The 24,356-nt window shown below is 72.7% G+C and carries 21 protein-coding genes; 7 read left to right on the top strand and 14 right to left on the bottom strand.

From position 1 onward, the window contains the following. Positions 1 to 10: 10 nt before the first annotated feature. A complete protein-coding gene (locus SLV14N_RS24675; protein ID WP_033266590.1) occupies positions 11 to 691 on the bottom strand; it encodes a response regulator transcription factor in 681 nt (226 codons plus the stop codon). Between the two features lie 507 nt (positions 692 to 1,198). Between SLV14N_RS24675 and SLV14N_RS24670 the strand changes: the two genes are divergently transcribed. Continuing rightward, positions 1,199 to 2,704 carry a peptide MFS transporter gene (locus tag SLV14N_RS24670; RefSeq protein ID WP_208683671.1) on the top strand — a complete coding sequence of 502 codons (1,506 nt, stop codon included), beginning with the start codon at positions 1,199 to 1,201 and terminating at the stop codon, positions 2,702 to 2,704. 82 nt (positions 2,705 to 2,786) lie between these two features. Here SLV14N_RS24670 and SLV14N_RS24665 read toward each other — a convergent pair whose 3' ends face one another. The 6 genes from SLV14N_RS24665 to SLV14N_RS24640 form a co-directional block, all read right to left on the bottom strand. Further along, complete coding sequence (locus tag SLV14N_RS24665) at positions 2,787 to 4,214, bottom strand: hypothetical protein (RefSeq protein WP_263271101.1); 1,428 nt, start codon at positions 4,212 to 4,214, stop codon at positions 2,787 to 2,789. Then, entirely contained in the window at positions 4,214 to 5,440 is a 1,227-nt protein-coding gene (locus SLV14N_RS24660; RefSeq protein WP_263271100.1) for a hypothetical protein, read from the bottom strand. The genes SLV14N_RS24665 and SLV14N_RS24660 overlap by 1 nt, the downstream gene beginning before the upstream one ends. Continuing rightward, on the bottom strand, positions 5,437 to 6,435 hold the full coding sequence (locus SLV14N_RS24655; protein WP_263271099.1) for a hypothetical protein: 999 nt from the start codon (positions 6,433 to 6,435) through the stop codon (positions 5,437 to 5,439). Before SLV14N_RS24655 ends, SLV14N_RS24660 begins: the two co-directional genes overlap by 4 nt. A gap of 105 nt (positions 6,436 to 6,540) precedes the next feature. Beyond that, positions 6,541 to 7,254: an LPXTG cell wall anchor domain-containing protein gene (locus tag SLV14N_RS24650; protein WP_208683665.1), complete on the bottom strand. Its 714-nt coding sequence runs from the start codon at positions 7,252 to 7,254 to the stop codon at positions 6,541 to 6,543. A gap of 248 nt (positions 7,255 to 7,502) precedes the next feature. Next, positions 7,503 to 8,006 carry an ATP-binding protein gene (locus SLV14N_RS24645; RefSeq protein WP_263271098.1) on the bottom strand — a complete coding sequence of 168 codons (504 nt, stop codon included), beginning with the start codon at positions 8,004 to 8,006 and terminating at the stop codon, positions 7,503 to 7,505. Positions 8,007 to 8,177: 171 nt separating this feature from the next. After that, on the bottom strand, positions 8,178 to 8,546 hold the full coding sequence (locus tag SLV14N_RS24640) for an STAS domain-containing protein (RefSeq protein ID WP_018093152.1): 369 nt from the start codon (positions 8,544 to 8,546) through the stop codon (positions 8,178 to 8,180). 259 nt (positions 8,547 to 8,805) lie between these two features. On the opposite strand from SLV14N_RS24640, the gene SLV14N_RS24635 reads away from it, so the two are divergent. Next, positions 8,806 to 9,744 carry an RNA polymerase sigma factor SigF gene (locus tag SLV14N_RS24635; protein WP_208688073.1) on the top strand — a complete coding sequence of 313 codons (939 nt, stop codon included), beginning with the start codon at positions 8,806 to 8,808 and terminating at the stop codon, positions 9,742 to 9,744. A gap of 350 nt (positions 9,745 to 10,094) precedes the next feature. Here the strand turns inward: SLV14N_RS24635 and hutI are convergent, their stop codons facing one another. The 4 genes from hutI to hutU are packed head-to-tail and all read right to left on the bottom strand — an operon-like array spanning position 10,095 to position 15,539. Further along, complete coding sequence (gene hutI, locus SLV14N_RS24630) at positions 10,095 to 11,276, bottom strand: imidazolonepropionase (RefSeq protein ID WP_093643788.1); 1,182 nt, start codon at positions 11,274 to 11,276, stop codon at positions 10,095 to 10,097. Positions 11,277 to 11,293: 17 nt separating this feature from the next. Further along, positions 11,294 to 12,649 (bottom strand): formimidoylglutamate deiminase, encoded by a 1,356-nt coding sequence (locus SLV14N_RS24625; protein WP_263271097.1) that lies wholly within the window; start codon positions 12,647 to 12,649, stop codon positions 11,294 to 11,296. Further along, the gene (locus tag SLV14N_RS24620) at positions 12,640 to 13,878 is read right to left on the bottom strand and encodes an allantoate amidohydrolase (protein WP_263271096.1); all 1,239 of its coding nucleotides are present in this window, start codon (positions 13,876 to 13,878) and stop codon (positions 12,640 to 12,642) included. Before SLV14N_RS24620 ends, SLV14N_RS24625 begins: the two co-directional genes overlap by 10 nt. Further along, complete coding sequence (gene hutU / locus SLV14N_RS24615) at positions 13,875 to 15,539, bottom strand: urocanate hydratase (RefSeq protein ID WP_263271095.1); 1,665 nt, start codon at positions 15,537 to 15,539, stop codon at positions 13,875 to 13,877. The genes SLV14N_RS24620 and hutU overlap by 4 nt, the downstream gene beginning before the upstream one ends. A 213-nt stretch (positions 15,540 to 15,752) precedes the next feature. Here hutU and SLV14N_RS24610 point away from each other — a divergent pair, with 213 nt between their 5' ends. The 5 genes from SLV14N_RS24610 to SLV14N_RS24590 all read left to right on the top strand — a co-directional run bounded on the left by SLV14N_RS24610 (position 15,753) and on the right by SLV14N_RS24590 (position 20,309). Further along, the gene (locus tag SLV14N_RS24610; RefSeq protein WP_263271094.1) at positions 15,753 to 16,265 is read left to right on the top strand and encodes a hypothetical protein; all 513 of its coding nucleotides are present in this window, start codon (positions 15,753 to 15,755) and stop codon (positions 16,263 to 16,265) included. After that, complete coding sequence (locus tag SLV14N_RS24605) at positions 16,262 to 16,648, top strand: transcriptional regulator (protein ID WP_208683653.1); 387 nt, start codon at positions 16,262 to 16,264, stop codon at positions 16,646 to 16,648. The genes SLV14N_RS24610 and SLV14N_RS24605 overlap by 4 nt, the downstream gene beginning before the upstream one ends. Then, a complete protein-coding gene (locus SLV14N_RS24600) occupies positions 16,645 to 17,637 on the top strand; it encodes an ABC transporter ATP-binding protein (RefSeq protein ID WP_263271093.1) in 993 nt (330 codons plus the stop codon). Before SLV14N_RS24605 ends, SLV14N_RS24600 begins: the two co-directional genes overlap by 4 nt. Positions 17,638 to 17,648: 11 nt before the next feature. After that, positions 17,649 to 18,650, top strand: coding sequence for an ABC transporter permease (locus SLV14N_RS24595; RefSeq protein ID WP_263271092.1), 1,002 nt, complete (start codon positions 17,649 to 17,651; stop codon positions 18,648 to 18,650). Between the two features lie 324 nt (positions 18,651 to 18,974). Continuing rightward, positions 18,975 to 20,309: a diaminopimelate decarboxylase gene (locus SLV14N_RS24590; RefSeq protein ID WP_263271091.1), complete on the top strand. Its 1,335-nt coding sequence runs from the start codon at positions 18,975 to 18,977 to the stop codon at positions 20,307 to 20,309. A gap of 273 nt (positions 20,310 to 20,582) precedes the next feature. On the opposite strand, the gene SLV14N_RS24585 is transcribed toward SLV14N_RS24590, so the two are convergent. From SLV14N_RS24585 to SLV14N_RS24575, 3 genes are all read right to left on the bottom strand, one after another. After that, entirely contained in the window at positions 20,583 to 21,206 is a 624-nt protein-coding gene (locus SLV14N_RS24585; protein ID WP_263271090.1) for a hypothetical protein, read from the bottom strand. A gap of 227 nt (positions 21,207 to 21,433) precedes the next feature. Continuing rightward, positions 21,434 to 22,456, bottom strand: coding sequence for a MurR/RpiR family transcriptional regulator (locus tag SLV14N_RS24580; protein WP_263271089.1), 1,023 nt, complete (start codon positions 22,454 to 22,456; stop codon positions 21,434 to 21,436). A gap of 294 nt (positions 22,457 to 22,750) precedes the next feature. After that, the gene (locus tag SLV14N_RS24575; RefSeq protein WP_263273251.1) at positions 22,751 to 24,235 is read right to left on the bottom strand and encodes an aromatic amino acid ammonia-lyase; all 1,485 of its coding nucleotides are present in this window, start codon (positions 24,233 to 24,235) and stop codon (positions 22,751 to 22,753) included. Positions 24,236 to 24,356 lie beyond the last annotated feature (121 nt).

Raw genomic sequence — 24,356 nt, 5'->3', positions numbered from 1 at the left:
CCTGGCTCTTTCAGCTTTTTTCGAATCGGAAGCCGACACCGCGGACGGTGGCGATGTAGCGGGGGTTGGCGGCGTCGTCGCCGAGCTTCTTGCGCAGCCAGGAGATGTGCATGTCGAGCGTCTTGGTGGAGGACCACCAGGTGGTGTCCCAGACCTCGCGCATCAGCTGATCGCGGGTGACGACCCGGCCGGCGTCGCGCACCAGGACCCGCAGCAGGTCGAACTCCTTCGCCGTGAGCTGGAGTTCCTCCTCCCCCATCCAGGCGCGGTGCGACTCGACGTCGATCCGTACGCCGTGGGTGGCCGGCGGCTGCTGGGGCTCGGCGGTGGAGCCGCGGCGCAGCAGGGCCCGTACGCGGGCGAGGAGTTCGGCGAGCCGGAAGGGCTTGGTGACATAGTCGTCGGCGCCGGCGTCCAGGCCCACCACGGTGTCCACCTCGTCGGCGCGGGCGGTCAGCACCAGGATGGGGAAGGAGTGGCCTTCGTTGCGCAGTCGGCGGGCGACCTCCAGGCCGTCCATCCCGGGCAGTCCCAGGTCCAGGACGACGAGGTCGATGTTCCCCTGGAGACCGGCGTCGAGCGCGGTCGGGCCGTCCTCGCGCACCTCGACTTCGTAACCCTCGCGGCGCAGTGCGCGGGCGAGCGGCTCCGAGATGGACGCGTCATCCTCGGCGAGCAGTACACGGGTCATGGCCCGATGGTAGTCCGATGTATCGGCGCCGAGGGGCGGACCAGCGCGGATGGCCGACGACGGACCGTTCCTGCACCGATACCGCCCTGAGCTGCGGAAGCCTCGGGCGCGCGCGAGGGCGCGCGGTCCCCCAAGGGGCGCGCATGGTTCCCCGTTACGGTGTGACCGTTGTCTCACGCAGCTCATCGGCGGCGGAACCAGCCGTATGGTGGTTCGACGTACATCGCACAGCCTTCGGGGCCTTTGACGCTCAACTGACGTCATCGGTCCCTCGTTGTGTGCCGGGCCGGTACCAACAGCCCGGATGCACAGTGATCGACCTGCCGACCGGGACCGGCGCGCTTGCACGACGGGGCGCGGAATCCGGGGTACGACCGTCCTTGCGGGCCCCTCGTGGGTACCGGACCTCCCGGACGTGGGGGTGGGCGGGAATACGCCGGAGCCGGTCACCCCCACCCGGGCGCGTATCGGCCTGTGAACGCGTCCCGTAGCAGCAAGGAAGCATCCATGGCGTCCAGCCTGACGAAGGACGCGGCCCAGCAGGGGAACCCTGCGGACGGCGGCAAAACCTTCTTCGGCCACCCGCGTGGCCTGGCCACTCTCTTCATGACCGAGATGTGGGAGCGCTACAGCTTCTACGGCATGAAGGCGCTACTCCCGCTGTACCTGATCGCGCCCGGCGGCATGAACATGCAGGCCACCACGGCGACGGCGATCTACTCCGTGTACATGGCGATGGTCTATCTGCTCGCCATGCCGGGCGGCTGGATGGCGGACCGCTTCTGGGGACCGCGCAAGACGGTCGCCATCGGCGCCTCCGTCGTCATCGCGGGCCACATCACGCTGGCCCTGCCCACCGCGGCGAGCTTCTTCGCCGGTCTCGTACTGGTCGCGCTCGGCTCCGGCCTGCTGAAGGCGAACATCTCCACGATGGTCGGCCACCTCTACAACGGCCCGGAGGACCCGCGCCGTGACGGTGGCTTCACGCTCTTCTACATCGGCATCAACATCGGTGCCTTCCTGGCCCCGCTGAGCATCGGCACCGTCGGCGAGAGCGTCAACTGGCACCTCGGGTTCACGCTCGCCGCCGTCGGCATGGCCCTCGGCCTCGCCCAGTTCATGCTCGGCACCCGCCATCTGAGCCCGGAGAGCAGCGTCGTTGCCCAGCCGGCGACGCCGCAGGAGAAGTCGTCCGCGCTGCGCAAGGGCCTGATCTGGCTGATCGTCGCGGCCGTGTTCTACACCCTGCTCGGTGTGACGGGTAACTTCGCCGACTGGGCGCTGATGCCGATCACCATCGCCGGTCTGGTCATCCCGATCGCGGTCCTGGTCCGCATGAAGCGCGACAAGGAACTCACGGAGCTGGAGCAGTCCAAGCTCTCGGGCTACATCTGGTTCTTCGTGGTCGCCGCCGTCTTCTGGATGATCTACGACCAGAACGGCTCGACCCTGTCGATCTTCGGCGAGCACTCCACGACGAACAACCTGCTGGGCTTCGACTTCCCGACGTCCTGGTACCAGTCGCTGAACCCGATCTTCATCATGGCGCTCGCCCCGGTGGTCGCCTCGGCCTGGCTGTGGCTGAACAAGCGGGACAAGGAGCCCAGCACCGCCGTCAAGTTCGCCTCCAGCCTCGCGCTGATCGGCATCTCGTTCGCGGTCTTCCTCATCCCGCTGATCGACACCGCCGCCAACGGCGGCAAGGTCAGCCCGATGTGGCTGGTGGCGATCTACTTCATCCAGACGGTCAGTGAGCTGTGCCTCTCCCCGGTCGGCCTGTCGGTCACCACGAAGATGGCGCCCGCCAAGTACAACTCCCAGATGATGGGTGTCTGGTTCCTCGCGGTCACCGCGGGTGACTCCGTGGCAGGCCTGCTGACATCGCCGCAGCTGAACGTCGACCTGAACACCGGGAGCGCGGTCGCCGTCGAGGCCGCCTTCGCGGTCGTCGCCGGCCTCGGCATCTGGATCTCCCGCAAGCGGATCAAGAAGCTGATGGGCGGCGTCAACTGACGCCTGCCGGCCCCGGATCACGGAAGGGGGCGTCGCACCGCCGGTGCGACGCCCCCTTCGTGCGTCCCGCGGACCTGCCGCGTCAGCGGACCCGCGCCCGGCGCCGCGGCGAGAACGTGAACACCGCGCCGCCCAGCAGGATGACGGTGCCGGCGACGAGGCCGAGCGCCGTCAGCGCGCCGTGGTCGCCCGCCCCGGTCTCGGCGAGGCCGCCGCCGCTGCCGCCCGAGACACTGGCCGGTCCCGCCGCGCTGCCGCCGGAGGCCGCCGCGCCGCCGGAGTCACCGCCCGTGCCGGACGTACCGCCCTGCTGCGCCGAGGTGTCCAGGGCGAGCGAGACCCCGGGGTCCTTCTCCGGGGTGCAGGTGGTGGTCGTCCCGAGGGCGTTGACGGTGAGCACGCCCGGGGTCAGCGTGGCCTTGCCGGTGGCCCCCGGCTTGTAGGTGCCCTTCAGGTCGGGGATCTCGATCGGCTGGCCGGACTTGATGGGCTCGGCGTTGGTCGGCCCCTCGACCTTCACCGACCCCTTGTCCGCACCGCCGACCTTGACGTCCATCGACGGCTTGACCGAGTCCTTGGGGATGTCCGCCGGGCTGTCCATGACGGACTTGCCGAATTTCACCGTCAGGTCGTAACTGCCGCCCTTCTTCACGGCGTTGATCTGCACCGGCGAGGTCGCCTTCTTGTCCCCGATCGGCGTCTTGCAGGCGTAGGGGACCTCGACCTCCTTGCCCTTGTACGCGGTGCCGTCGGGGTCACCGCCAGAGCCGCCGGAGGCCGTACCGCCGGAGGAGCCGGAGGTCGTACCGCCGTCGGTGCCGCCACCGGAGGCCGTACCGGCGGAGCCGCCGGTGGTGCCGCTCGTGGTCCCGCCCGCCGTGGTACCGCCGGTGGTCCCGGTCGTGGTCCCGCCCGTAGTACCCGTCGTGGTCCCGCCCGTGGTGCCGCCGGAACCGCCTCCGCCGTCGGTCACCTTGATGGTGACCGCGGGCTGCACCGTCTCCTTGGGCGAGCACTTGGTGTCCGTCGAGATCGGCCGGTTGACGTTGATGTTGTAGAAGCCGGGCGTCAGGGTGACCTCCCCCGGCTTCGTCAGCTTGAGCTTGCCCTTCATGTCGGACAGCTTCATCGCGCCGCCCTTGGGGATCGGCGGATTCTCCCGCGGCCCCTGCATCGCCAGGTCGCCGGTCTGTGCCCCGGCGACCTTGATCGTCCCGGTCGGCTGGACGGTGTTCTCCCCCAGGTCGAGGATGTCGGGGTTCTTGGAGGCCCCCTCAAGGGTCTTCCAGACCACCTCGACCTCCTCGCCGACCTTCGCCGTCCCCGGCGCGCTGACCGCCACCTTGGTGGTGCCCTGGATCGGCGGCAGCCCGGATATCGGCGGCGGCAGACACTCCGTCTTGTACGACACCTCCGCTGCCTGGGCCGTCCCGGCCGCGGTCATGATGCCCGCACCCGCGAGCACCAGCGCGGCCGTCGAGGCCACCGCAGCTCTCCTCCGTTGCCTCATCACGCAGAACCTTTCGACGTCGGTCGTTCGGTTGATGTGGTGGTGGACGGTGCGGTGTCCGGGGTGAACCACGGCAGCGCGGCACCGTCGCCCGGTGTACCGGGGCCGGCCGTGCCGCGCGCACGCGGGGTTCGGTTCCTGATGCGTTGTCCGGTGCCGGCCGCGCCGGACCGCCGGCCCGCGGCGTGGCCGCGTGCGGCCGGGTGCGTCCGTCCCTCGGAGAGCCCCCGGCCCGGCCCGTGCGGGCGGACCCGGTCCACGAGAGCCATCCCGATGCGGAACACCGCCGTCGGGACCACGAGGCAGAGCAGCACCCAGAAGAGCGTCACGCCCCATGGCCTGCCGACCCCCCATGGCTGCTCGACCAGGACCTTGCCGCCGTATTTGAGGGAGACCAGATAGTCCCCGTGTGCGCCGGCCGGCAGCTCGACCGGCAGTCTGACCTCGGCCTTCTTCCCGGCGGGGACGGTCCCCCGCCACTGCTGCTCCGCCCACTCGGGCGCGAAGACCCCGTGGGAGGTGCCGACCTGGAAGACCGGGTCCTTGGCCGGCTCCGAGCCGAGGTTGCCGACCGTGACCCGCAACTCGCGCTGCGCCGGGGCGCCGAACCAGGTCAGCAGGCCGCTGCTGCCCGCCAGCCGCGGCTGGGCGAGGACCGCCAGCCGGCCGCCGGTGCGCTCCTTGGGCAGCGGCGCCACCGGGTGGCCCGCCACCTTGAACGCCGCCTCCGCGTCGGCCGCCGCACCGGTCACGGTCGCCACATGCACCACACAGGGGCAGGGCTTGGGCGGCTCGGCGACCGGGAGCTTCCGGCGGAACGCGCCGTGCTCATCGGTGGTGACGGCCCGCCCGTCCCCGTTGGCGCAGGAGTTGGTGCCACCGATCATGTTCTGTCCGCAGATCAGCAGCGTGAGCAGCGCCTTGGGCCGCCAGCCGCGGCCGGTCACGGTCACGGTGCCGCCCTTGCCCGCCTCCTTGGCGGAGAGCCGGACGGTGGGGGTGCCGTCGGCGGCGGTGGCGTACGGGGCGGAGGCGGCGGTGACGTCCGGGGCGGCGTGCGCGGCCGCGGCGGGCAGCAGGGCGGGCGCGAGGGCCAGGCACAGCACGAGCACGGCCGCGGCCCGCCGTCGCCTCCGTGGTACGGCACGCCCCGCGGTGCGCGCCGCCCGGAGCGCGCGGACCGTGCCGCTGGCCATCGACCTGCCCGTGCCCGTCCCGCCGTTCACGATCGCGCTCCTGATCCGGTACTGGCCAATTCCGCTGCCGGGTCCGCCGCTTGTCTCTCGGACGGCCGCTTGCCGCCGTCCGCGCTCCGCACGGGCCCGCCGCCCCGTACGCCGCCCGGCCCCCGGGAGCGGCGTCGCCGACGGACGATCACCAGGCCGCCCGCGCCCGCCACCAGGAGGAACGCCGGCCCGGCGACGACGCCCCGGGGCAGCGCGGTGTACGAGGTGGTGGCGGACCCGTGTGCACCGCCGTCCGCCGTCACCGTGAGCCGCACCTCCACCGCGTCCAGACCGGGCGGATCGGCCCAGGGCTCCGTCAGCTCGGCGCTCTGTCCGGGGGACAGCCGGCCCGGCAGGGTGCGGATGCCCCGCCGCAGCACCGGGCCGAAGAGCCCGTCGGCGCGCACCCCGAGCCGCGGGGTCAGCACCGTGTTGCCGCGGTTGACCAGCGTGTACCGGATGACCGCCGCATCGCCCCGGCCGCGTACCGACACGTTCTCGACGGTCAGCGCGGCCAACACCGGCCCGGACACCCGCAGATGCACCGGTACGGTGTCCCGCCCGACCGGGCCGCGCCCCGGGCCGGCCGCGGTCGCGGTCGCGACGAGCGTGGCGGGGTGGTCGCCGGGGGCCGCGTCGCGCGGCACGGTCACCGTGAACGGGACCGTCGCCCGGGTGCGCGGCGGGACCGTGACCTCCTTGGCGGCGAACGCGATCCATGCGCCGGAGCCGCGCAGCCGTACGGTGACGGCCCGGCCTGTGGGGTTGCGCAGGGACAGCCGGTCGTTCATGACGGTGCCCGGCGTGCCCTCCAGGTAGAAGTAGGGGCGGTCCTGGGCGCTCGGTGTGGCGCCGTCACCGGGCGCGGGCGCGGCGGACCAGCCCGGCGGCGCCGGTGCGGCGGCCGGCCGGGCCGCGGCCGCGGCGGGGCACAGCAGCACGGCGGCGGTCGCGAGGATCGCACCGCTGACCGCTGTGCGGGGACGGAACGGCATCGGCGGCTCCTGGTGCGAGGGGGCGCCTCCCCGTGCCGGCCGGGGAAGCGGGACGTACGGAGAACGGCGGGGCACCGCGCGGGTCCTGGCCTCCCGCGCGGCGGGTCACACCCGCTGGTGACGGCGGGTCAGCCAGAGCGCACCGGCCGCACCGGCCAGCAGCACCGTGCCGCCGAGGGTGCCCAGCGCGACGGCGGAGTCCGCGGGCCCGGTCTGCGGCAGCTGCCCGCCGGCGGAGGCGCCGCCGGTGGCGGAACCGCCGGTGCTTCCCGAGGCGCCGCCGGACCCCTTCACGTCCAGGGACAGCGAGGGCTTCGGATGGTTGCTGGGTGTGCAGGTGGTGGTGGTGCCAAGCGCCTTGATCGTGAGGGTGGAGGCCGTGAAGGTGACCTTGCCGCTGCCCTTGGGCGTGTAGGTGCCGCTCAAGTCACTGATCTTGATGGGGGTGTTGGCCGGAATCGCCTGGTCGTTGGGCGGCCCGGCGACCGGCACCGTACCGCTCTCCGCGCCGCCCAGCTGGATCAGCGCACTCGGCTTCATGGCGCCCTTGCCCAGCTCGACGGGGCTGGAGGAGACCCCCTTCTGGAAGGACATGACGAGCTTGTACGCGCCGCCGCTGGGGGTGCTCTTGATGTCGATGGGCGAGACCGCGCCCTTGTTGCCGATCGGCGTTTTGCACTGGTAGTTGACGTCGATGACCTCGGCATGGGCGGCCGGTGCGGTGAGCATCACCGCGGACCCCGCCGTCATCGCCACGGCCACGGCGAGGCCGGCCGCCCGGCTCGGGCGCCTGCCGTGCTGTTCGTAGAAGCGGGCCACCTCGGTTCCCCTTCTCCCGGGAGCGCACCGCCTGGATGTTCTGACGGCACATCAGATTGGCCGTCAAGGTACGCCGGGGACCTTGCCGAGGGAAGGCACAGCACAGCCCCGATCGCTCCGGGCCCGGGGCGGCGCGGAATTCCGGCCGGGAGCACGGCGGTCCGGATGCGCCGAACGGCAGATTCCGCAAACGACGAAGCGCGGGCCCACCGGCCCGCGCTCAACTCTTCTCCGACGAAGCCGCCCCCTCAGGACGGCGCGGCGAGCTCCGCCCATACGGTCTTGCCCGCACCGTCGGGGTTGCGCACCACACCCCAGTCCAGGCACAGCCGCTGCACGATGAACATGCCGTGACCGCCGGGGCGCCCCGGACGGTGCGGGCTGCGCGGCGCCGGTGAGCCCGTACCGAGGTCGCTGACCTCCAGGCGCAGCACTTTGCCGGTGCAGCGCAGTCGCAGCTCCTCCGGCCCCTCGGCGTGCAGACAGGCGTTGGTGACCAGCTCCGAGACGACGAGCAGCACATCCTCCGCCGCGGCCCGCTGGTCCGCGCCGGCCGCCGGCAGCCAGCCCCAGTCGTGCAGGGCCTGCCGGGCGAAGTCACGGCCACGCGCCACGGCCCCTCGGGTGCCCGCCAGGCGCAGCCGGCGGATCTGGCCCGCCGGGATGGCGGCAGCCGGGGCGGCGGCGGAAGCACCGGCGCCGCCCGACTCCGGGCCGAGATCGCCCGGCGGGTACGGCCGGGTGGTGCTCATCAGCGCTTCACCTCACCGATTCGCCTGTTCACGGAAAACAGATACTGACTGATTCAACGGATTCAGATGTCTCCTGCCCGACCGGACCGTGAGAACACCCACTTCTTGGGTACGGAAGTTGTGACACGTACTACGTGCCCGGAATGCAACCTTCCGGACACCGCTGCCACGTCAGTCGGCCAGGGCCGCGTCGAGAGAGTCGTGCACCGTGAAGACCGCCTCGGCGCCCGTGATCTCGAAGACCCGGGCAACCACCGGCTGCATCCCCGCCAAGTGCACCCCGCCCCCCTCGGCCTCCGCCTTCAGGCGCGCGCCGAGCAGCACATTGAGACCGGTGGAGTCCATGAACTCAAGGGGTGAGCAGTCCACCACCAGGCGTGCGTAGCCGTCGTCCACACAGCCTTCCAGTGACTCACGCAACAGATCAGCCGTGTGGTGATCCAGCTCACCGGAGACCGTCACCACCGCGCTGGCGCCGTGATGGCGGATCTCGACGTGAAGCCGGCCCCGGCTTGCACTGCCGACCGTCCCGCGGTCCATGCGCGCGCACCCCTCTTGCTGTCTAGACGACTGTTTGCTTACGACTGCGCTGGTCGAACCCTACGCCTTCCTGTCGTCTGTCGGTAGCTGAACAATCCGCGTATTGCCCAATATATGGACAACACGCACTTGCCATCTTCAGGCAAATCCAGGTAGGCGTAGAAGCACACATCCGAAACGGCCGGCTTTGGAGGCGCCGCACACCGCAGCTTCACGTAGAGGCATCGGCAGCCATATGCCGAGAACGATGGAGGAGACCATGTCACCCCGGCTCGACGAACTGCGCACCGACGACACCCGGCAGTCCGCATCGTCGACACCCCCGTCCGACCCGACCGGACAGATCCCTGCCCAGTCACTGCCTGTCGAATCAGATCTGGCAGAGATGACTGAGGTAGACGATCTGCCCGAGATCCCGCCGTTCGACGAGGTGGGCCCGGTGGACGCGAGGGCTCTGTCCAAAACCCTCTTCGAGCGACTCGAATCGCTTGAGGAAGGCACGCACGAATTCGCGTACGTCCGCAACACCCTGGTCGAGCTCAATCTCGCTCTGGTGAAGTTCGCGGCCTCCCGGTTCCGCTCCCGCAGCGAGCCCATGGAGGACATCGTCCAGGTCGGCACGATCGGCCTGATCAAGGCGATCGACCGCTTCGAACTCAGCCGTGGCGTCGAGTTCCCGACGTTCGCCATGCCGACCATCGTCGGTGAGATCAAGCGCTTCTTCCGTGACACCAGCTGGTCGGTGCGGGTCCCGAGGCGTCTGCAGGAACTGCGTCTGGACCTCGCCAAGGCCGGCGATGAACTCGCGCAGAAGCTGGACCGCGCCCCCACGGTGCACGAACTCGCCGCGCGGCTCGACATCAGCCGTGACGAGGTCGTCGAGGGGATGGCCGCGAGCAACGCGTACACCGCGAGCTCGCTGGACGCCCAGCCCGAGGAGGACGACAGCGAAGGCGCGCTGGCGGACCGCATCGGCTACGAGGACCACGGTCTCGAAGGCATCGAGTACGTGGAGTCCCTCAAGCCGCTGATCGCCGAACTCCCGCCGCGCGACCGCAAGATCCTCTCGCTGCGCTTCGTCGCCAATATGACGCAGTCCGAGATCGGCGAGGAGCTGGGTATCTCCCAGATGCATGTCTCCCGTCTGCTCTCCCGCACTCTCGTGCGGCTCCGCAAGGGGCTCATGATCGAGGAGTGAGCAACCCGCGGTCCCTGCCGGCCACGGCCGGCAGCCGCCCGCGCGGAGGAGGGCCTGCCCCGGGATCGCTCGGGACGGGCCCTCCTCCGCTGCGGCCAGGACGCGAACTCGGCAGGCGCCACCTCCCCGCCCCCGAAGATCGCCTCGGCCTGCTCGAACACCTCACGCCCGACGCTGTGCACCCGGGCAGTGGCATCGAGGTGTGCACGCCCCGCCGGCCGGTCGACGGCCGGCCACCGCGCGGGATCGGCCGGCACGGCGCCGGACGGCCCCCGCACCCCATTGCTCATGACCCCATGCTCGCAGCAGGGTCCGACAACCGGGGCGCGCGGACCGCCCGGTGACCGCCGTCAGACGAGAACGCCCTTGTGCCACACCGCGGAGACGAGCGGGACGCCCGGCCGGTAGGCGAGGTGGACGTGCGAGGGCGCGTCCAGGAGGGCGAGGTCGGCGCGGGCGCCGGGGGTGATCCGGCCGACGTCCGTGCGGCGCAGTGCGCGGGCGCCGCCCGCGGTCGCCGCCCACACGGCCTCGTCGGGCGTCATTCCCATGTCGCGGACGGCCAGCGCGATGCAGAAGGGCATCGAACTCGTGAAGGACGAGCCGGGGTTGCAGTCCGTGGACAGGGCGACGGTGGCGCCGGCGTCGAGCAGCGGACGGGCGTCGGGCCACCGGGCGCGGGTGGAGAACTCGGCGCCCGGGAGCAGGGTGGCGACGGTGTCGGACTGCGCGAGGGCGTCGATGTCGGCCGGGCTGAGGTGGGTGCAGTGGTCGGCGGAGGCGGCGCCGAGTTCGACGGCGAGCTGGACGCCGGGGCCGTGGCCGAGCTGGTTGGCGTGCACCCGGGGCACCAGGCCCTTGGCCTTTCCCGCGGTGAGGACGGCGCGGGCCTGGTCGCCGTCGAAGGCGCCCTTCTCGCAGAAGACGTCCACCCAACGGGCGTGCGGGGCGCAGGCGTCCAGCATCGGACCGGTGACGAGGTCGACATAGCCGGCCGGGTCGTCGGCGTAGTCGGGCGAGACGATGTGCGCGCCGAGGAAGGTGACCTCGTCGGTGTGCTCGGCGGCGATGCGCAGCGCGCGGGCCTCGTCCTCGACGGTGAGCCCGTAGCCGGACTTGGTCTCCTGGGTGGTGGTGCCCTGGCGGAGCGCCTCGGCGAGGTAGCGGGCGATGTTGGTGTGCAGGGCCTCGTCGGTGGCGGCGCGGGTGGCGGCGACGGTGGTGCGGATACCGCCGGCGGAGTAGGGGCGGCCGGACATCCGGGCGTTGAACTCCGCGGTACGGTCACCGGCGAAGACCAGGTGGGAGTGGGAGTCGACGAAGCCGGGGATGGCGGCCCGGCCGCCGGCGTCGACGGCGTTGTCAGTGGCGGGTGCTTTGCTGGAGGGACCGACCCAGGCGATGCGGTCGCCGTCGATGACGACCGCCGCGTCCTGGATCAGACCGAGGGGGCCTTCGCCGAGGGAGGGGTCGTTGGTGACGAGCTGGGCGATGTGGGTGATGGCGGTGGTCGGCGCTGAGGTCGTCGTCATCGCGGGGGTGTTCTCCTTCAGCCGCGTACCGCGGCGATGGATGCGGCGAGGGCGGTGGGTACGTCGGGGACAAGAGTGTGCACACCGTCCCGGACGATCTGCCGGCCGCCGACGATGGTGTGTCGTACGTCCGCCGCGGAGGCGGCGAATACTGCCGTTTCGGCGGCCAGCCGGGGCAGTGGTCCGGCGGTGCGTACGGAGTCCAGTGCGATCGTGGTGAGGTCGGCGAGCGCCCCGGCTTCGAGGGTTCCGGCGTCTTCCCAGCCCAGGGCGGCGTGTCCGTCGGCGGACGCGGCGCGCAGCAGGGCGGCGGCCGTCCAGTGTCCGCGGGTGCGGGTGCGCAGCCGTTCGTCGAGCTCCATGGCGCGGGCCTCTTCGAGCAGGTCGATGACGGCGTGGCTGTCGCTGCCGAGGGAGAGCGGGCTGCCGCGGCGCTGGAGCTGAGCGGCCGGGCCGATGCCGTCGGCGAGGTCGCGTTCGGTGGTGGGGCACATGCACACACCGGTGTGGGATGCGCCGAGGAGCGTGATGTCCTCATCGGTGAGGTGGGTGGCGTGCACGGCGGTGGTGCGGGGGCCCAGCGCGCCGTGGTCGGCGAGCAGTTGTGTGGGGGTGACGCCATGGGCGTCGCGGCAGGCGTCGTTCTCGGCGGTCTGCTCCGAGAGGTGGACATGCAGGGGGGCCTGCCGTGCGCGGGTCCAGTCCGCGACGGTGCCGAGCTGGCCGGCGGGGACGGCGCGTACGGAGTGGATGGCGGCGCCGATGCGGGCGTGCGCGCGCTCCTTGAGGGCGTCGGCGCGCTCGGCCCAGCGGTCGGCGGTGCCGTCGGAGAAGCGCAGCTGGTGGTGGTTGGGCGGGGCGCCGAAGCCGGCCGAGAGATAGGCGGTGTCGAGGAGGGTGATGCGGATACCGGCCTCGGCGGCGGCGGAGAGCAGCGCCTCGCCCATCGCGTTGGGGTCGCTGTAGCGGGTGCCGCCGGGCGCGTGGTGCAGGTAGTGGAATTCGCCGACGCAGGTGATGCCAGCCAGCGCCATCTCGGCGTAGACGGCGCTGGCGAGGGCGTAATAGGTGTCGGGGGTCAGCCGGTCGGCGACGCTGTACATGATCTCGCGCCAGGTCCAGAAGGTGCCGGTGCCGACCTGGACGGTGCCGCGCAAGGCCCGGTGGAAGGCGTGCGAGTGGGCGTTGGCGAGGCCGGGGAGGGTCAGGCCGCGCAGCGTGGTGGCGCCGGGCGGCGGGGTGTCCGCTCCGGTACGGACGGCGGTGATCCGCCCGTCCGCGGTGTCCACGGTCACGCCCGGCTCGACATGGGTGCCGAGCCAGGCGTGTTCGAGCCAGTACGTCGTCGGTGTTGCCTGCGGCGTCAGCGGCACGCCAGCCCCTCCAGTACGTCGGCGAGTGCGGTGACCCCGGCGACGCAGTCGTCCTCGTCCGCCGCTTCGGCGGGTGAGTGCGAGACGCCGGTGGGGTTGCGGACGAACAGCATCGCGGTGGGGACGGTTCCGGACAAAATACCGGCGTCGTGTCCGGCTCCGGTGCCCAGGACGGGCACGGCCCGCTCCCCCGTCTTGCCGAGGATCGCGCTCAGCTCGTCCCGCAGGGCGTGCTGGAACTCCACGACGGGCGTGAAGGATTCGCGGACGACGGTCAGGTCCACCCCGTCGCGGGCGGCACGCTCGGCCGCGGCCCGCTCGATCCCGGTGATCACGGTGTCGAGGGTGTCCTGGTCGGCGGCGCGGGAGTCCAGCCAGCCGCGGACCAGCGAGGGAATGGCATTGACGCCGTTCGGCTCCACGCTGATCTTCCCGAAGGTCGCCAGGGCCCCGGACAGCCGGGCCTGCTCGCGGGCGGCGAGCACGGTCGCCGCGTAGCTGAGCATCGGGTCCCGGCGGTCGTCGAGACGGGTGGTGCCGGCGTGGTTGGCCTCGCCGTGGAAGTCGAACCGCCAGCGGCCGTGCGGCCAGATGGCGGAGGCGAGGCCGACCGGGTCGCCGGACAGGTCCAGGGCGCGGCCCTGCTCGACGTGGAGTTCGACGAACGCGCCGATCCGGGCGAGCCGTTCGGGGTCCGGGCCGATGGCCTCGGGGTCGTATCCGGCGTGCTCCATGGCCTGCGGGAGGGTGATGCCGTCGCCGTCGCGCAGCCGGTGCGCGGCCTCGGTGGTCAGCGCCCCGGCGGCGAGCCGGGAGCCGACGCAGGCCAGGCCGAAGCGGGCGCCTTCCTCGTCGCCGAAGTTGACGATCGCCAGCGGCTTGTCGAACTCCGCTCCCCTCCGGCGCAGTTCGTCCAGCGCGGCGAACGAGGAGACGACACCCAGCGGGCCGTCGAAGGCGCCGCCGTCCGGTACGGAGTCCAGGTGGGAGCCGGTGACGACGGCGTCGCCGGGGGCCACGTCCTGATAGCCGGTGGCGCCGAGCCAGGCCCACTGGTTGCCGTTGCGGTCCAGTTCGTAGGTGAGTCCACGGGCCTCGGCCTGGGCCCGGAACCACGCACGGCAGTCGGTGTCGGCACCGGTCCAGGCGTAGCGGCGGTAGCCCCCGGAGGAGGAGTCACGGCCGAGGGGCCGCAACTCCTCCCACATCTCGTGGAACGAGGCGGTCACGCGTCCCCGCCTTCGCGCATCGGGATGCGGACACCGCGTTCGGCGGCCACCTCGTCGGCGCGCTCGTAGCCCGCGTCGACATGCCGGATGACGCCCATGCCGGGGTCGTTGGTGAGCACCCGGCGGATCTTCTCGCCGGCCAGCGGGGTGCCGTCGGCGACGGTGACCTGTCCGGCGTGGATCGAGCGGCCCATGCCGACGCCGCCGCCGTGGTGCAGCGAGACCCAGGAGGCGCCGGAGGCGACATTGACCATGGCGTTGAGCAGCGGCCAGTCGGCGATCGCGTCCGAGCCGTCCTTCATGGCCTCGGTCTCGCGGTAGGGCGAGGCGACGGAGCCGCAGTCGAGGTGGTCCCGGCCGATGGCCAGCGGGGCGCGCAGGGTGCCGTCGGCGACCATCTCGTTGAAGCGCTCACCGGCCTTGTCGCGCTCGCCGTAGCCGAGCCAGCAGATCCGGGCGGGCAGGCCCTGGAAGTGGACCCGCTCACCGGCCATCTTGATCCAGCGGGCCAGCGACTCGTTCTCCGGGAAGAGGTCCAGGATCGCCTTGTCGGTCGCGGCGATGTCACGGGCGTCGCCGGACAGCGCGGCCCAGCGGAACGGGCCCTTGCCCTCGGCGAACAGTGGCCGGATATAGGCGGGGACGAAGCCGGGGAAGGCGAAGGCCCGCTCGTATCCGGCGAGTTGGGCCTCGCCGCGGATCGAGTTGCCGTAGTCGAAGACCTCGGCGCCGGCGTCCATGAAGCCGACCATGGCCTCGACGTGCCGGGCCATCGACTCGCGGGCCCGCTGGGTGAAGTCGGCGGGCTTCTCGGCGGCGTAGGCGGCCATGTCGTCGAAGTCGATGCCGACGGGCAGGTAGGCCAGCGGGTCGTGGGCGCTGGTCTGGTCGGTGACGATGTCGATCGGCGCGCCCTCGGCGAGCATCTGGGGCAGCAGCTCGGCGGCGTTGCCGAGCAGACCGATGGAGAGCGGCTTGCGCTGGTCACGGGCCTCGACGGCGAGCTGGAGCGCATGCTGGAGGCTGTCGGCCTTCACATCGAGGTAGCGGTGCTCGATCCGGCGCTCGATGGCCCGCGGGTCGACGTCGATACAGATGGCGACGCCGTCGTTCATGGTGACGGCGAGCGGCTGGGCGCCGCCCATGCCGCCGAGGCCGGCGGTGAGCGTGATGGTCCCGGCGAGCGTGCCGTGGAACTTCTTCGCCGCGACGGCCGCGAAGGTCTCGTAGGTGCCCTGGAGGATTCCCTGGGTACCGATGTAGATCCACGAACCGGCGGTCATCTGCCCGTACATGGTCAGGCCGAGGGCCTCCAGACGGCGGAACTCCTCCCAGTTGGCCCAGTCGCCGACGAGGTTGGAGTTGGCGAGGAGCACCCGCGGTGCCCATTCGTGCGTCTGCATCACGCCGACCGGCCGGCCGGACTGGACGAGCATCGTCTCGTCCTGCTTGAGCGTGGTGAGCGTGCGCACCATCGCGTCGAAGGAGCGCCAGTCACGTGCGGCCTTGCCCGTACCGCCGTAGACGACGAGCTGGTCCGGATGTTCGGCCACCTCCGGATCGAGGTTGTTCTGCAGCATGCGCAGCGCGGCTTCCTGCTGCCATCCCCGAGCACTCAGCTCCGTTCCGCGCGGTGCCCGCACGGGTCGCGGTCCCGACATGGGCCGTGCCTCCCTGACGTCGAATGGATTGAGCTATTCACATATTGGGGTCGTTGAATAGTGCTAGTCAATAGGGCGCGGTGAGCCACATGCGACGCACCGCACGAACCGGCCAATCCGGCCGGGATTTTTGACTTGCCCACCGGGAAAGTCTGCGCTAACTTTCCAAGTGGGCAAGTCAACGGGGAACAGCTCGACCGCCTTGGGGAGGCGATGACCATGACCACGACAGTGGATGCCGAACAGGCCTGGCAGGATCTGCAGCGCATCCGGGTCCCGCAGGAGCGGGTCTACGACGAGATCGAGAGAACCGCCCATGACGACACCGGGGCGACGTACACCACCGCCGCCCTCATGTGGACGTTCCTCGCCGTCTCCGGCCTGGATCTGCCCAGGTGGGCCTTCTGGCTGGCGCTGACCGCCTACCTCACCGTGCTGGCCACCCTGGGCGTGGTCCACAACCGCCGGACGCGGATGCGGCTGCACCGCTCGCGCCACAGCTGGCGGTCGTTCGCGACCTTCTTCGCGGGCGCTGCGGTGACCCTCGTGGCCATCGTGCTCTCCGGCCGTCTGGTCGACTGGCTGGCGCTGCCGTTCGGCAGCCTGATCCAGGCCACCGTCTCGGCGGGCACCTTCGTGCTCTTCGTCGGCCCGGCGAACCGCTGGGCGGTCAGCACGCTCCGCGACCGGGGCGGAAGAGCCACCGACGGAAGGACGGCCCGATGAGCACCCCGAGCGGCTTCGACGAACTGATCCACCCCTCCACCCGGCTGTCCGTGGTGGCGCTGCTCGCCGCCACGGAATGGGCCGACTTCCCTTTCATCCGCGACAGCCTCTCGCTCAGCGACTCCGCGCTCTCCAAGCAGCTGCACACCTTGGAAGAGGCCGAGTATCTGGAGATCCGCAAGGAGGGCGGCGGCCGCAAACGCCGCACCAAGGTACGGCTGACGGACCGCGGCCGGACCGCCTTCGAGGGGCATGTGGCCGCGCTCCGGGCCATCGTCGAGGGCGCGGGCCCCGCCGCGGCACCCGCATCCGCGCCGGAGGCCGCCGCAGCGACGGCATCAGACACCCGGCAACGGCAACACCACGCGAAGGCGGGCCGATGACGACGACCGACCACCAGCCCGTGGCCCCGGCCACGACGGCCCCGGCCCCCACGGCCTCCTCCGCACCCCGCCAACCCGTCATCCGGGTACGCGACTTGCGGATGTCGTACGGCAGCGCACACGTCCTGCACGGTATCGACCTGGACATCCACCGCGGCGAGATCTTCGCGCTGCTCGGCCCCAACGGCGCCGGGAAGACCACCACCGTCGAGATCCTGGAGGGCTTCCGGCAGCGCTCCGCGGGCGAGGCCGTCGTCCTGGGCACGGACCCGGCGCGCGGCGACGACGCCTGGCGCGCGCGGATCGGCCTGGTCCTGCAGTCCTGGCGCGACCACCGCCGCTGGCGGGTCGCCGAGCTGCTGACGCACTTCGCCACCTACTACCCGCGGCCGCGCGATCCGGCCGAACTCCTCGCCCTGGTGGGCCTCACCGAGCAGGCCGGCCAGCAGGTCGACCGGCTGTCCGGTGGCCAGCGCCGCCGTCTGGACGTCGCACTCGCCATCGTCGGCCGCCCCGAACTCCTCTTCCTGGACGAGCCGACCACCGGCTTCGACCCCGAGGCCCGGCGCGACTTCCACGATCTGGTCGAACGGCTCGCCCGCGACGAGGGCGTCACGATCCTGCTCACCACCCACGACCTGGCCGAGGCCGAGCGGCTGGCCGACCGCATAGCGATGCTGGTCAACGGCCAGATCCGGGCCTACGGCACCCCGTCGGAGCTGGCCCGCAGGGCCGCCGCCCAGGCCGAGGTCCGCTGGACGGCACCCGACGGTACGTCCCGGCGCGAACGCACCGAGGACCCGTCCCAGCTGGTCTGGGAGCTCCACCAGGAGACGGGCGGACCGGTCGCCGACCTGGAGGTCCGGCGGCCGACGCTGGAGGACACCTATCTGCACATGGTCCACCGGGACACCGGGGACGGCGCCGACGCCGGGACCACGGAAGCGAGCGAGGCCGGATCCTCGGACGGGGAGAAGCGAGCCGCATGAGGGGGACCGAAGTGACACGCGTGACCGCAGCGACAGCGGCGACGGACACGACCGAGGGGGACGTCACCACGGACACGACGCACACACCGCACACGACGGGCACGACCGGCACGGACCGCACCACCGGTGCGGCGACACGGGAGGCCACCGCACCGCACCCCCGCCGCCGCTACTGGCGCGCCGGAGTCCTGCGCGGCGGAATCGAGCTGCGTCATCTCCTGCGCAACCCCAAGGAGTTGAGCGGCCATCTGGTCAATGTCGTCGTGGCGCTGCTGCTCGCCGGCTACATCAACGACAAGGTGCCCGGCACCCAGGTCCCGATGGCTCATCTGACGCTCTCGGGCTTCGCCGCCTATCTGCTGTTCCAGATCGGGCTGGTCAATCTCCCGCAGATCCTGGTGACCGAGCGCGAGGAGGGCGCACTGCTGCGGCTGCGCGCCACCCCCGGCGGCATACCGGCCTATCTCGTCGCCAAGTCGCTGCTGGTGGTCGCGATGGCGTTCGGCACGCTGGTCCTGCTCTTGGGAACGGCCGCGCTGCTGGTGGACGGGCCGCTGCCGCACGGGCCGGCAGGCTGGCTGACGCTGCTGTGGGTCAGTGCGCTGGGACTGCTCGCCGTCGTACCGCTGGGAGCGGCCATCGGCGCCGTGCTGCCGAACCCGCGTGAGGCACTGGCGCTGATCATGCTGCCCGTCATGGCGCTGCTGATCACCTCGGGGGCGATGTTCCCGCTCGCCTCGCTGCCCGCGGTGGTCCAGAAGATCGCCTCCTTCTTCCCGCTCAAGTGGATGGCGCAGGGCCTGCGCTCGGCCCTCCTGCCGGACGCCGCCCGCGCCGCGGAACCGGCCGGCTCCTGGGAGCTGCCGACAGTGGCCCTGATACTCACCGCCTGGGCCATCCTCGGCTTCCTCCTCGCCGTCCCCCTCCTCCGCCGCGCCGCCCGCCGCGAGTCCGGCTCCCGCCTCACCGAACGCCACCGCAAGGCAGGCCTGAGCGGGGGCCGGGCGGCCTGAGGCAGAGGCCGGTTGCTTGGGCCGGGGAGCGGCTGGACTGGGCCGGGCGGGCTGGCCCGAGGGGGCGGGGCGGGTCGCCTGCGGCCCGGGGGCTGAGGGCTCGGAGACCAGGTGCCCGGAGCGCGGACGGCCGGAGGCCCGGGGCCAGGACGGGCCCAGGCCGGCGGGTCCGACGCCGTAGCGGCCCCGAAGCCGGCGCCGGCTCAAATCCAGAGCAGGCCGCCACAGGCCTCAAACGCGCTCTGACCAGCGCCTTCCCCTCCGCCCCTCCCCCACCCCCGTATCCGTTGGCGTCACACCCCCGGCCAATGATGGAGTTGTCCCATGACGTTCACGGATCGAGACCGAGCCGTAGAGGCAGCCGTTGCGCAGGGGCTGGTGGGTCCCGACGAGCCCGTGGCCGGGCTGCTGGACATTGCCGGGATCCGGCGTTCGGCAGGTGAACTCCGCGCCGCCTTCGAGGAGTTCACCGCTCCCGGCACCCCGGTCCTGCACGCCTTCGCGGTGAAGGCCGCCTCGCTCATCCCCGTACTGCGGCTGCTCGCGCAGGAAGGGCTCGGCTGCGAGGTGGCCAGTCCGGGCGAGCTGGCGCTGGCCCGTGCCGCCGGGGTGCCGGTCGCGCGGACCGTCCTGGACTCCCCCGCCAAGACCCTCGCCGAGCTGCGTGAGGCACTGGCCCTCGGGATCGCCGTCAATGCCGACAACCCCGAGGAACTGGCCCGGATCGACGCGCTGATGGCTTCCGCGCCGAGCAGCGCCCCCATCGGCCTGCGGGTCAATCCACAGATCGGCGGCGGCACCATCGGGGCGATGAGCACCGCCACCGACACCTCCAAGTTCGGCGTCGCGCTGCGTGACGAGGGCGCCCGCGAGTGGGTCGTGCGCGCCTTCCTCGCCCGCCCGTGGCTGACCCGGCTGCACGCCCATGTCGGTTCCCAGGGCATGCCGCTGGAGCTGATGGCCGCGGGCGTACGGGCCCTGTACCTGCTGGCCGAGGAGATCAACGAGCAGGCCGGGCGGCGTCAGATCGGCACCCTCGACATCGGCGGCGGCCTGCCGGTGAACTTCTCCTCGGACGCCCACACCCCGACCTACCGCGAGTACGCCGCGCTGCTCCACTCGGCCGTCCCCGGTCTGCTGTCCGGACGCTACGGCCTCGTCACCGAGTTCGGCCGCTCACTGCTGGCCAAGCACGGCACGGTCCTGGCCCGCGTCGAGTACGCGAAGTCGGCCGGCGGCCGGCCGATCGCGGTCACCCACGCCGGCGCCCAGGTCGCGACCCGTACGGTCTTCGTCCCCGAGGCCTGGCCGATCCGGGTCGCCGCCTACGACGCCGAAGGCAGCCCCAAGACGGGTGCTCCGGTCGCCCAGGACATCGCGGGGCCGTGCTGCTTCGCGGGTGACCTGGTCGCCGAGAACCGTCCGCTCCCCCTCCTGGACGCCGGCGACCACGCCGCCCTCCTGGACACCGGCGCGTACTACTTCTCCACCCACTTCGCCTACAACTCCCTCCCCCGCCCCGGGGTTTACGGCTATGCGCCGGACTCGGACGGCACCGTCCGCTTCGCGACCATCCGCACCCCGCAGACCCTGGAGGACCTCACCGCGGAGAGCGGCGCGGCACACGCGGCGGCGCTCAACGACCTCGGCCGGCCGTAGCCACGCCGACCACCACCGGGGCCGCCCGGCGCCACACCTGCCGCCACCGGGCCCGCCGGCGCCGCACCGGCCACCAACAAGGCCGCCCGCACCCTCACCGGCCACCACCGAGCCCGCCCGCACCACATCTGGCCGGGCCCCCGACCGCCGCTCCTCACCGGCCACCACCGAGCCCGCCCGCGCCGGGCCGGCCACCACCGAGCGCACCCGCACCACCACGGCCACCACAAGCCCGCCCGCACCGCACCCGGCCGGGCCCGCTGCCGTCGCTCCTCAGCGGCCGGCCCGCGTCCCCCTGGCCCGCGTTCCTGCGCGCGCGCCACCGGACCGGGTGTCTCCGGCCCGTGCGCCACCAGGCCGCGCGTCCCCCGCAGCCGTCCCGGTCAGCACAAAGCCGCGGACCTCCTTGCCCGCCGCGCCGCCCCGCCGGGCGGACTCCGTACGCACCCACAGCAGCGCCTCGTGCTCCCTCTCCCAGCGGCCCAGCCACCACGCCTTGCCCCACAGTCCGAGCGCGGCGCCGGCCATCAGCAGCCCACCGGCCGTGGGCAGTACACCCGACGAGGCGACCGCCACCAGGAAGGCGAGCAGCAGCCACCAGCGGTGCGCCCCCCGCCAGATCCGGAGGGTGACCGACCGGTCCTGCAGGATGACGGCCTTCCCGGCCCGCGACGCGTCGCGCGCCAGCGCCGCATACCGTCCGCGCCGCGCCATGAACACCCCGAGCGCCCCGCCCGCGAACAGCGCCGCCCCGGCCGCCAGTCCGGCCGTCCGCCCGGTCAGCCCCGGCACCAGCGCCCCGATCCCCGCGGCCAGCAGCCCCGGCCACCACAGCCAGCCGGCCGGTGCCCGCACCACCACCGCCACCCGCGCCAGCGCATACGCCCCATGCCCCACGACAGACCTCCTCGCCCCGAGACCGCTACGCCCTTCCTGTCCGGCACACCTGTGCCGGCGGCGGATCGTAACCAGCCCGGATGAGGATTCCCTGAGACGGCGCGGAGGGGCGCGGGGAGGGGAGCGAACGTCGGCCGAGGGGGGCGCGGTGGTCCGGGAGGCGGCCGGGAGAGCGCCGTGACCCGCCGGGCGGTGCCACCGGAACGGGTGAGGCCCGCCCCGCCCGCTCACTCCACGAACAACCCCCGCGCCGCCGCCCGCGCGTCGAATTCCTCCAGCCGGGCCTGGGCGTCCGGGAGGGCGTCGCACATCGCTTCCAGGAGGACGCGGCCCAGGAGCATGGGGGCACAGGCCGTGTCGAAGGCCAGGCCGGTGCCGACGGCGGCCGGGAGGAGCAGGTCGGTGTGGTGGGCGACGGGGGCGAAGGCGCTGTCGGCGACGGTGACGACGGTCAGACCGGCCGTGCGGGCGTACTCCAGCGCGTCGACGACCTCGCGGGGGTGGCGGGGCAGGGCGAAGCACAGGAGGGCGCTCGCCCCGGCGCGTACGGCGGCGTCGATGCGGTCGGTGAGCATGGTGCCGCCCTCGTCCAGCAGCCGGACGTCGGGGTGGACCTTCCGGGCGAAGTAGCTGAAGCCGGCGGCCTGGGCGGTGGCGGCGCGCAGGCCGAGGACGGGCAGCGGGCGGGAGGCGGCGAAGAGGCGGCCGGCCTCGATGACCGGCGACGGGTCGGCGAGGGCGGCGGCGAGATGGCGGAGGTTGTCGATCTCCGCCTGCACGGCCTGCTGGTACTCGTTGTAGGAGCCGGTGTCGCCGGGCTTCTCCGTGGGGGCGACCTCGCGCAGATGGCGGCGGAGCGCCGGGTAGCCGTCGAAGCCGAGGGCGACGGCGAAGCGGGTGACGGACGGCTGGCTGACACCGGCGAGTTCGGCCAGTTCGACGCTGGAGAGGAAGGGCGCGTCGGCGGCCCGGCGCACCATGCAGTGGGCGATCCGGCGCTGGGTGGGCGTCAGCCGGTGGCCCTCGAAGAGCTTCTGCAGCCGGGCGGCGGTGCCGGTGTCCGCACCGGCGTCCACGCCGGAGTCCGTCCCGGCACCCGCTCCGGCGTCAGTACCGGTGCCCACCCCGGCGCCCGGCCCCGCGGCGGCCCGCGCGCCCTGCGTCATACCGGCCCGGTCCCGCGGCCCGTCGCCGGCCGCGCCACCAGTGCCGCCGCCGATGCCACCGCCGTTGTCCCCGTCCCCGCTCATCGCCTCTTCTTCCCGGCCCGGTCGGGGGCCTTGTCCTGTGTCGACCGACTGTACGGAATTCCTGGCCCGCTCCGGTCCCGGGTACGCACGCGATCCGGCCGTACGGCATCGCCCCCGCCACCGGCGGCCACCCCTGTCACCGCCCCACCCGGCTGCCGCACAGGAGCGCACCGGCACCCAGCAGCCGCCCAGTCACCGGTCCTCCCGACTGCCGTACGGGAGCGCACCAGCCACCACCCGCCGCCCCAACTACCGGGCCCACCCGCCCCGCGCCGCCCCCACCCCCCGTACCCGTCATAGCTCCGCCAGCCCGTCCAGCAGGCCCGTGGCCACTGCCACATCGTCGGTCAGCGGGCGGTCCTCCATCCGCGGGTCGAGGGCCTCGGCGGCGAGGGTGAAGGCGGTGGCGAGGGGCAGGCCGGGGTCGGGTTCCAGGGAGCGCATCCGCAGGGCCCGTACGGCGGCGACCAGTTCGCAGGCGAGGATCTGGCGGTAGTAGGTGCAGGCGCGCAGGGTCTGACGGGCGCCGAGGGAGGCGAAGCTGGCCTGTTCCTCGACGCCGCGGGAGAGCACGGCGTGGCCGAGCGAGGCCGGGTGGGAGACCGCGCGCATCTCGCCGAGCGCGGCGCCGGCCGCGTATTCGAGGATCATCACGCCGGAGCTGGCGGGCGCCGCGTCGCCCAGGAACGGCCGAAGCCGGGTGAAGTCGGGCTCGGAGAGCGCGGCGAGCCGGGCGGTGGACAGCCGGGCGGTCTGCAGGACGGCCAGCCGGAAGGCGTCCAGGGCGAGCGCGGCGTGTGCGGCGTAGAAGTTGCCGTGGTGGTAGGCGGCCTGGTCCTCGATGCTGATCAGGGGGTTCTCGGCGGCGGCGTTCACCTCGACGGTCAGCACCCCGTCCAGAGTGTCGGCGGCGTCCAGCGCGGGGCCGTGTATCTGCGGGATGCAGCGGAACCCGTACGGGTCCTGGATGCGGCCGAGCGGCGGGGTGGGTCGGGGCGGGATGCCGGAGAGGGTGCGCAGCCGGGTGGCGGCGGCCGCGGAGCCGGGGTGCGGGCGGGCGAGCAGGACCGGCTCGGCGAAGGGCTCCCAGGAGCCGCCGACCGCGAGGAGGGAGAGCGCGGCGACCGGGAGCGAGGCGGCCAGCAGCCGGCGCAGTTCGTCGAGGGCGAGCGCGGACTGGCCGAGGGTGAGGGCGTTGCTGCTGATCAGGGCGAGGGCGTCGTTGTTGTCGAGGGCGATGGGGGCGGGGGCCCGGCCGCCGGGCGCGCAGTGCCAGGGGTGTTCACCGGCCAGCGCGAGGCCGGTCTGGGCGAGCGCGGCCAGGTCGCCGGTGCCGACGGCGCCGTGTTCGTTGACGACGGGGTGGGCACCGGCGTCCAGGGCGGCGAGGAGGGAGGTGATGACGGCGGGGTTCAGGCCCGCGCCGCCGGCCAGCAGCTGGTTGGCGCGTACGGCGAGCATGGCCCGGACCTCGCGGGCGGGCAGCGGGTTGCCGATCGCGCCGGCGTGGCTGCGCAGCAGCCGCAGTCCGTGGTCGGCGTCGGCGGCCCCGACGTCCTCCGTGCGGTTGGCGCCGACGCCGGTGCTGCGCCCGTAGACCCGGCCGGTGGCGGCGAGGCGGCGGGCGGTCTCCCAGGATTCCTCGGCGCGGGCGAAGGCCTTGGGGTCGGGCGCCGCGGGGTGCGCGGTGCGCTCGGCGAGGGCGGCGATATCGGTGGGGTGCAGAGCGCTGCCGTCGAGTGTGATGCGCCGGCCGGTGCGGGGACCGTTGTCCAGCATGTGAGAAACCAAGGGGCTCAACTCCCTCTTATAACGCGCTTTGTGGACGGAAGTCCGACACCTCTTTCCGTACGGTGAGGCGACGTAACCGGCGGGGTAACAGGCGATTCGCTTCCGCCTA

It is taken from the genome of Streptomyces sp. Je 1-4 4N24 (assembly GCF_026239515.1).
Taxonomy (GTDB): Bacteria; Actinomycetota; Actinomycetes; order Streptomycetales; family Streptomycetaceae; genus Streptomyces; species Streptomyces nigrescens.
Note: the sequence above shows the minus strand (reverse complement) of the source record. Positions and strands in the feature narration are given on the sequence as shown.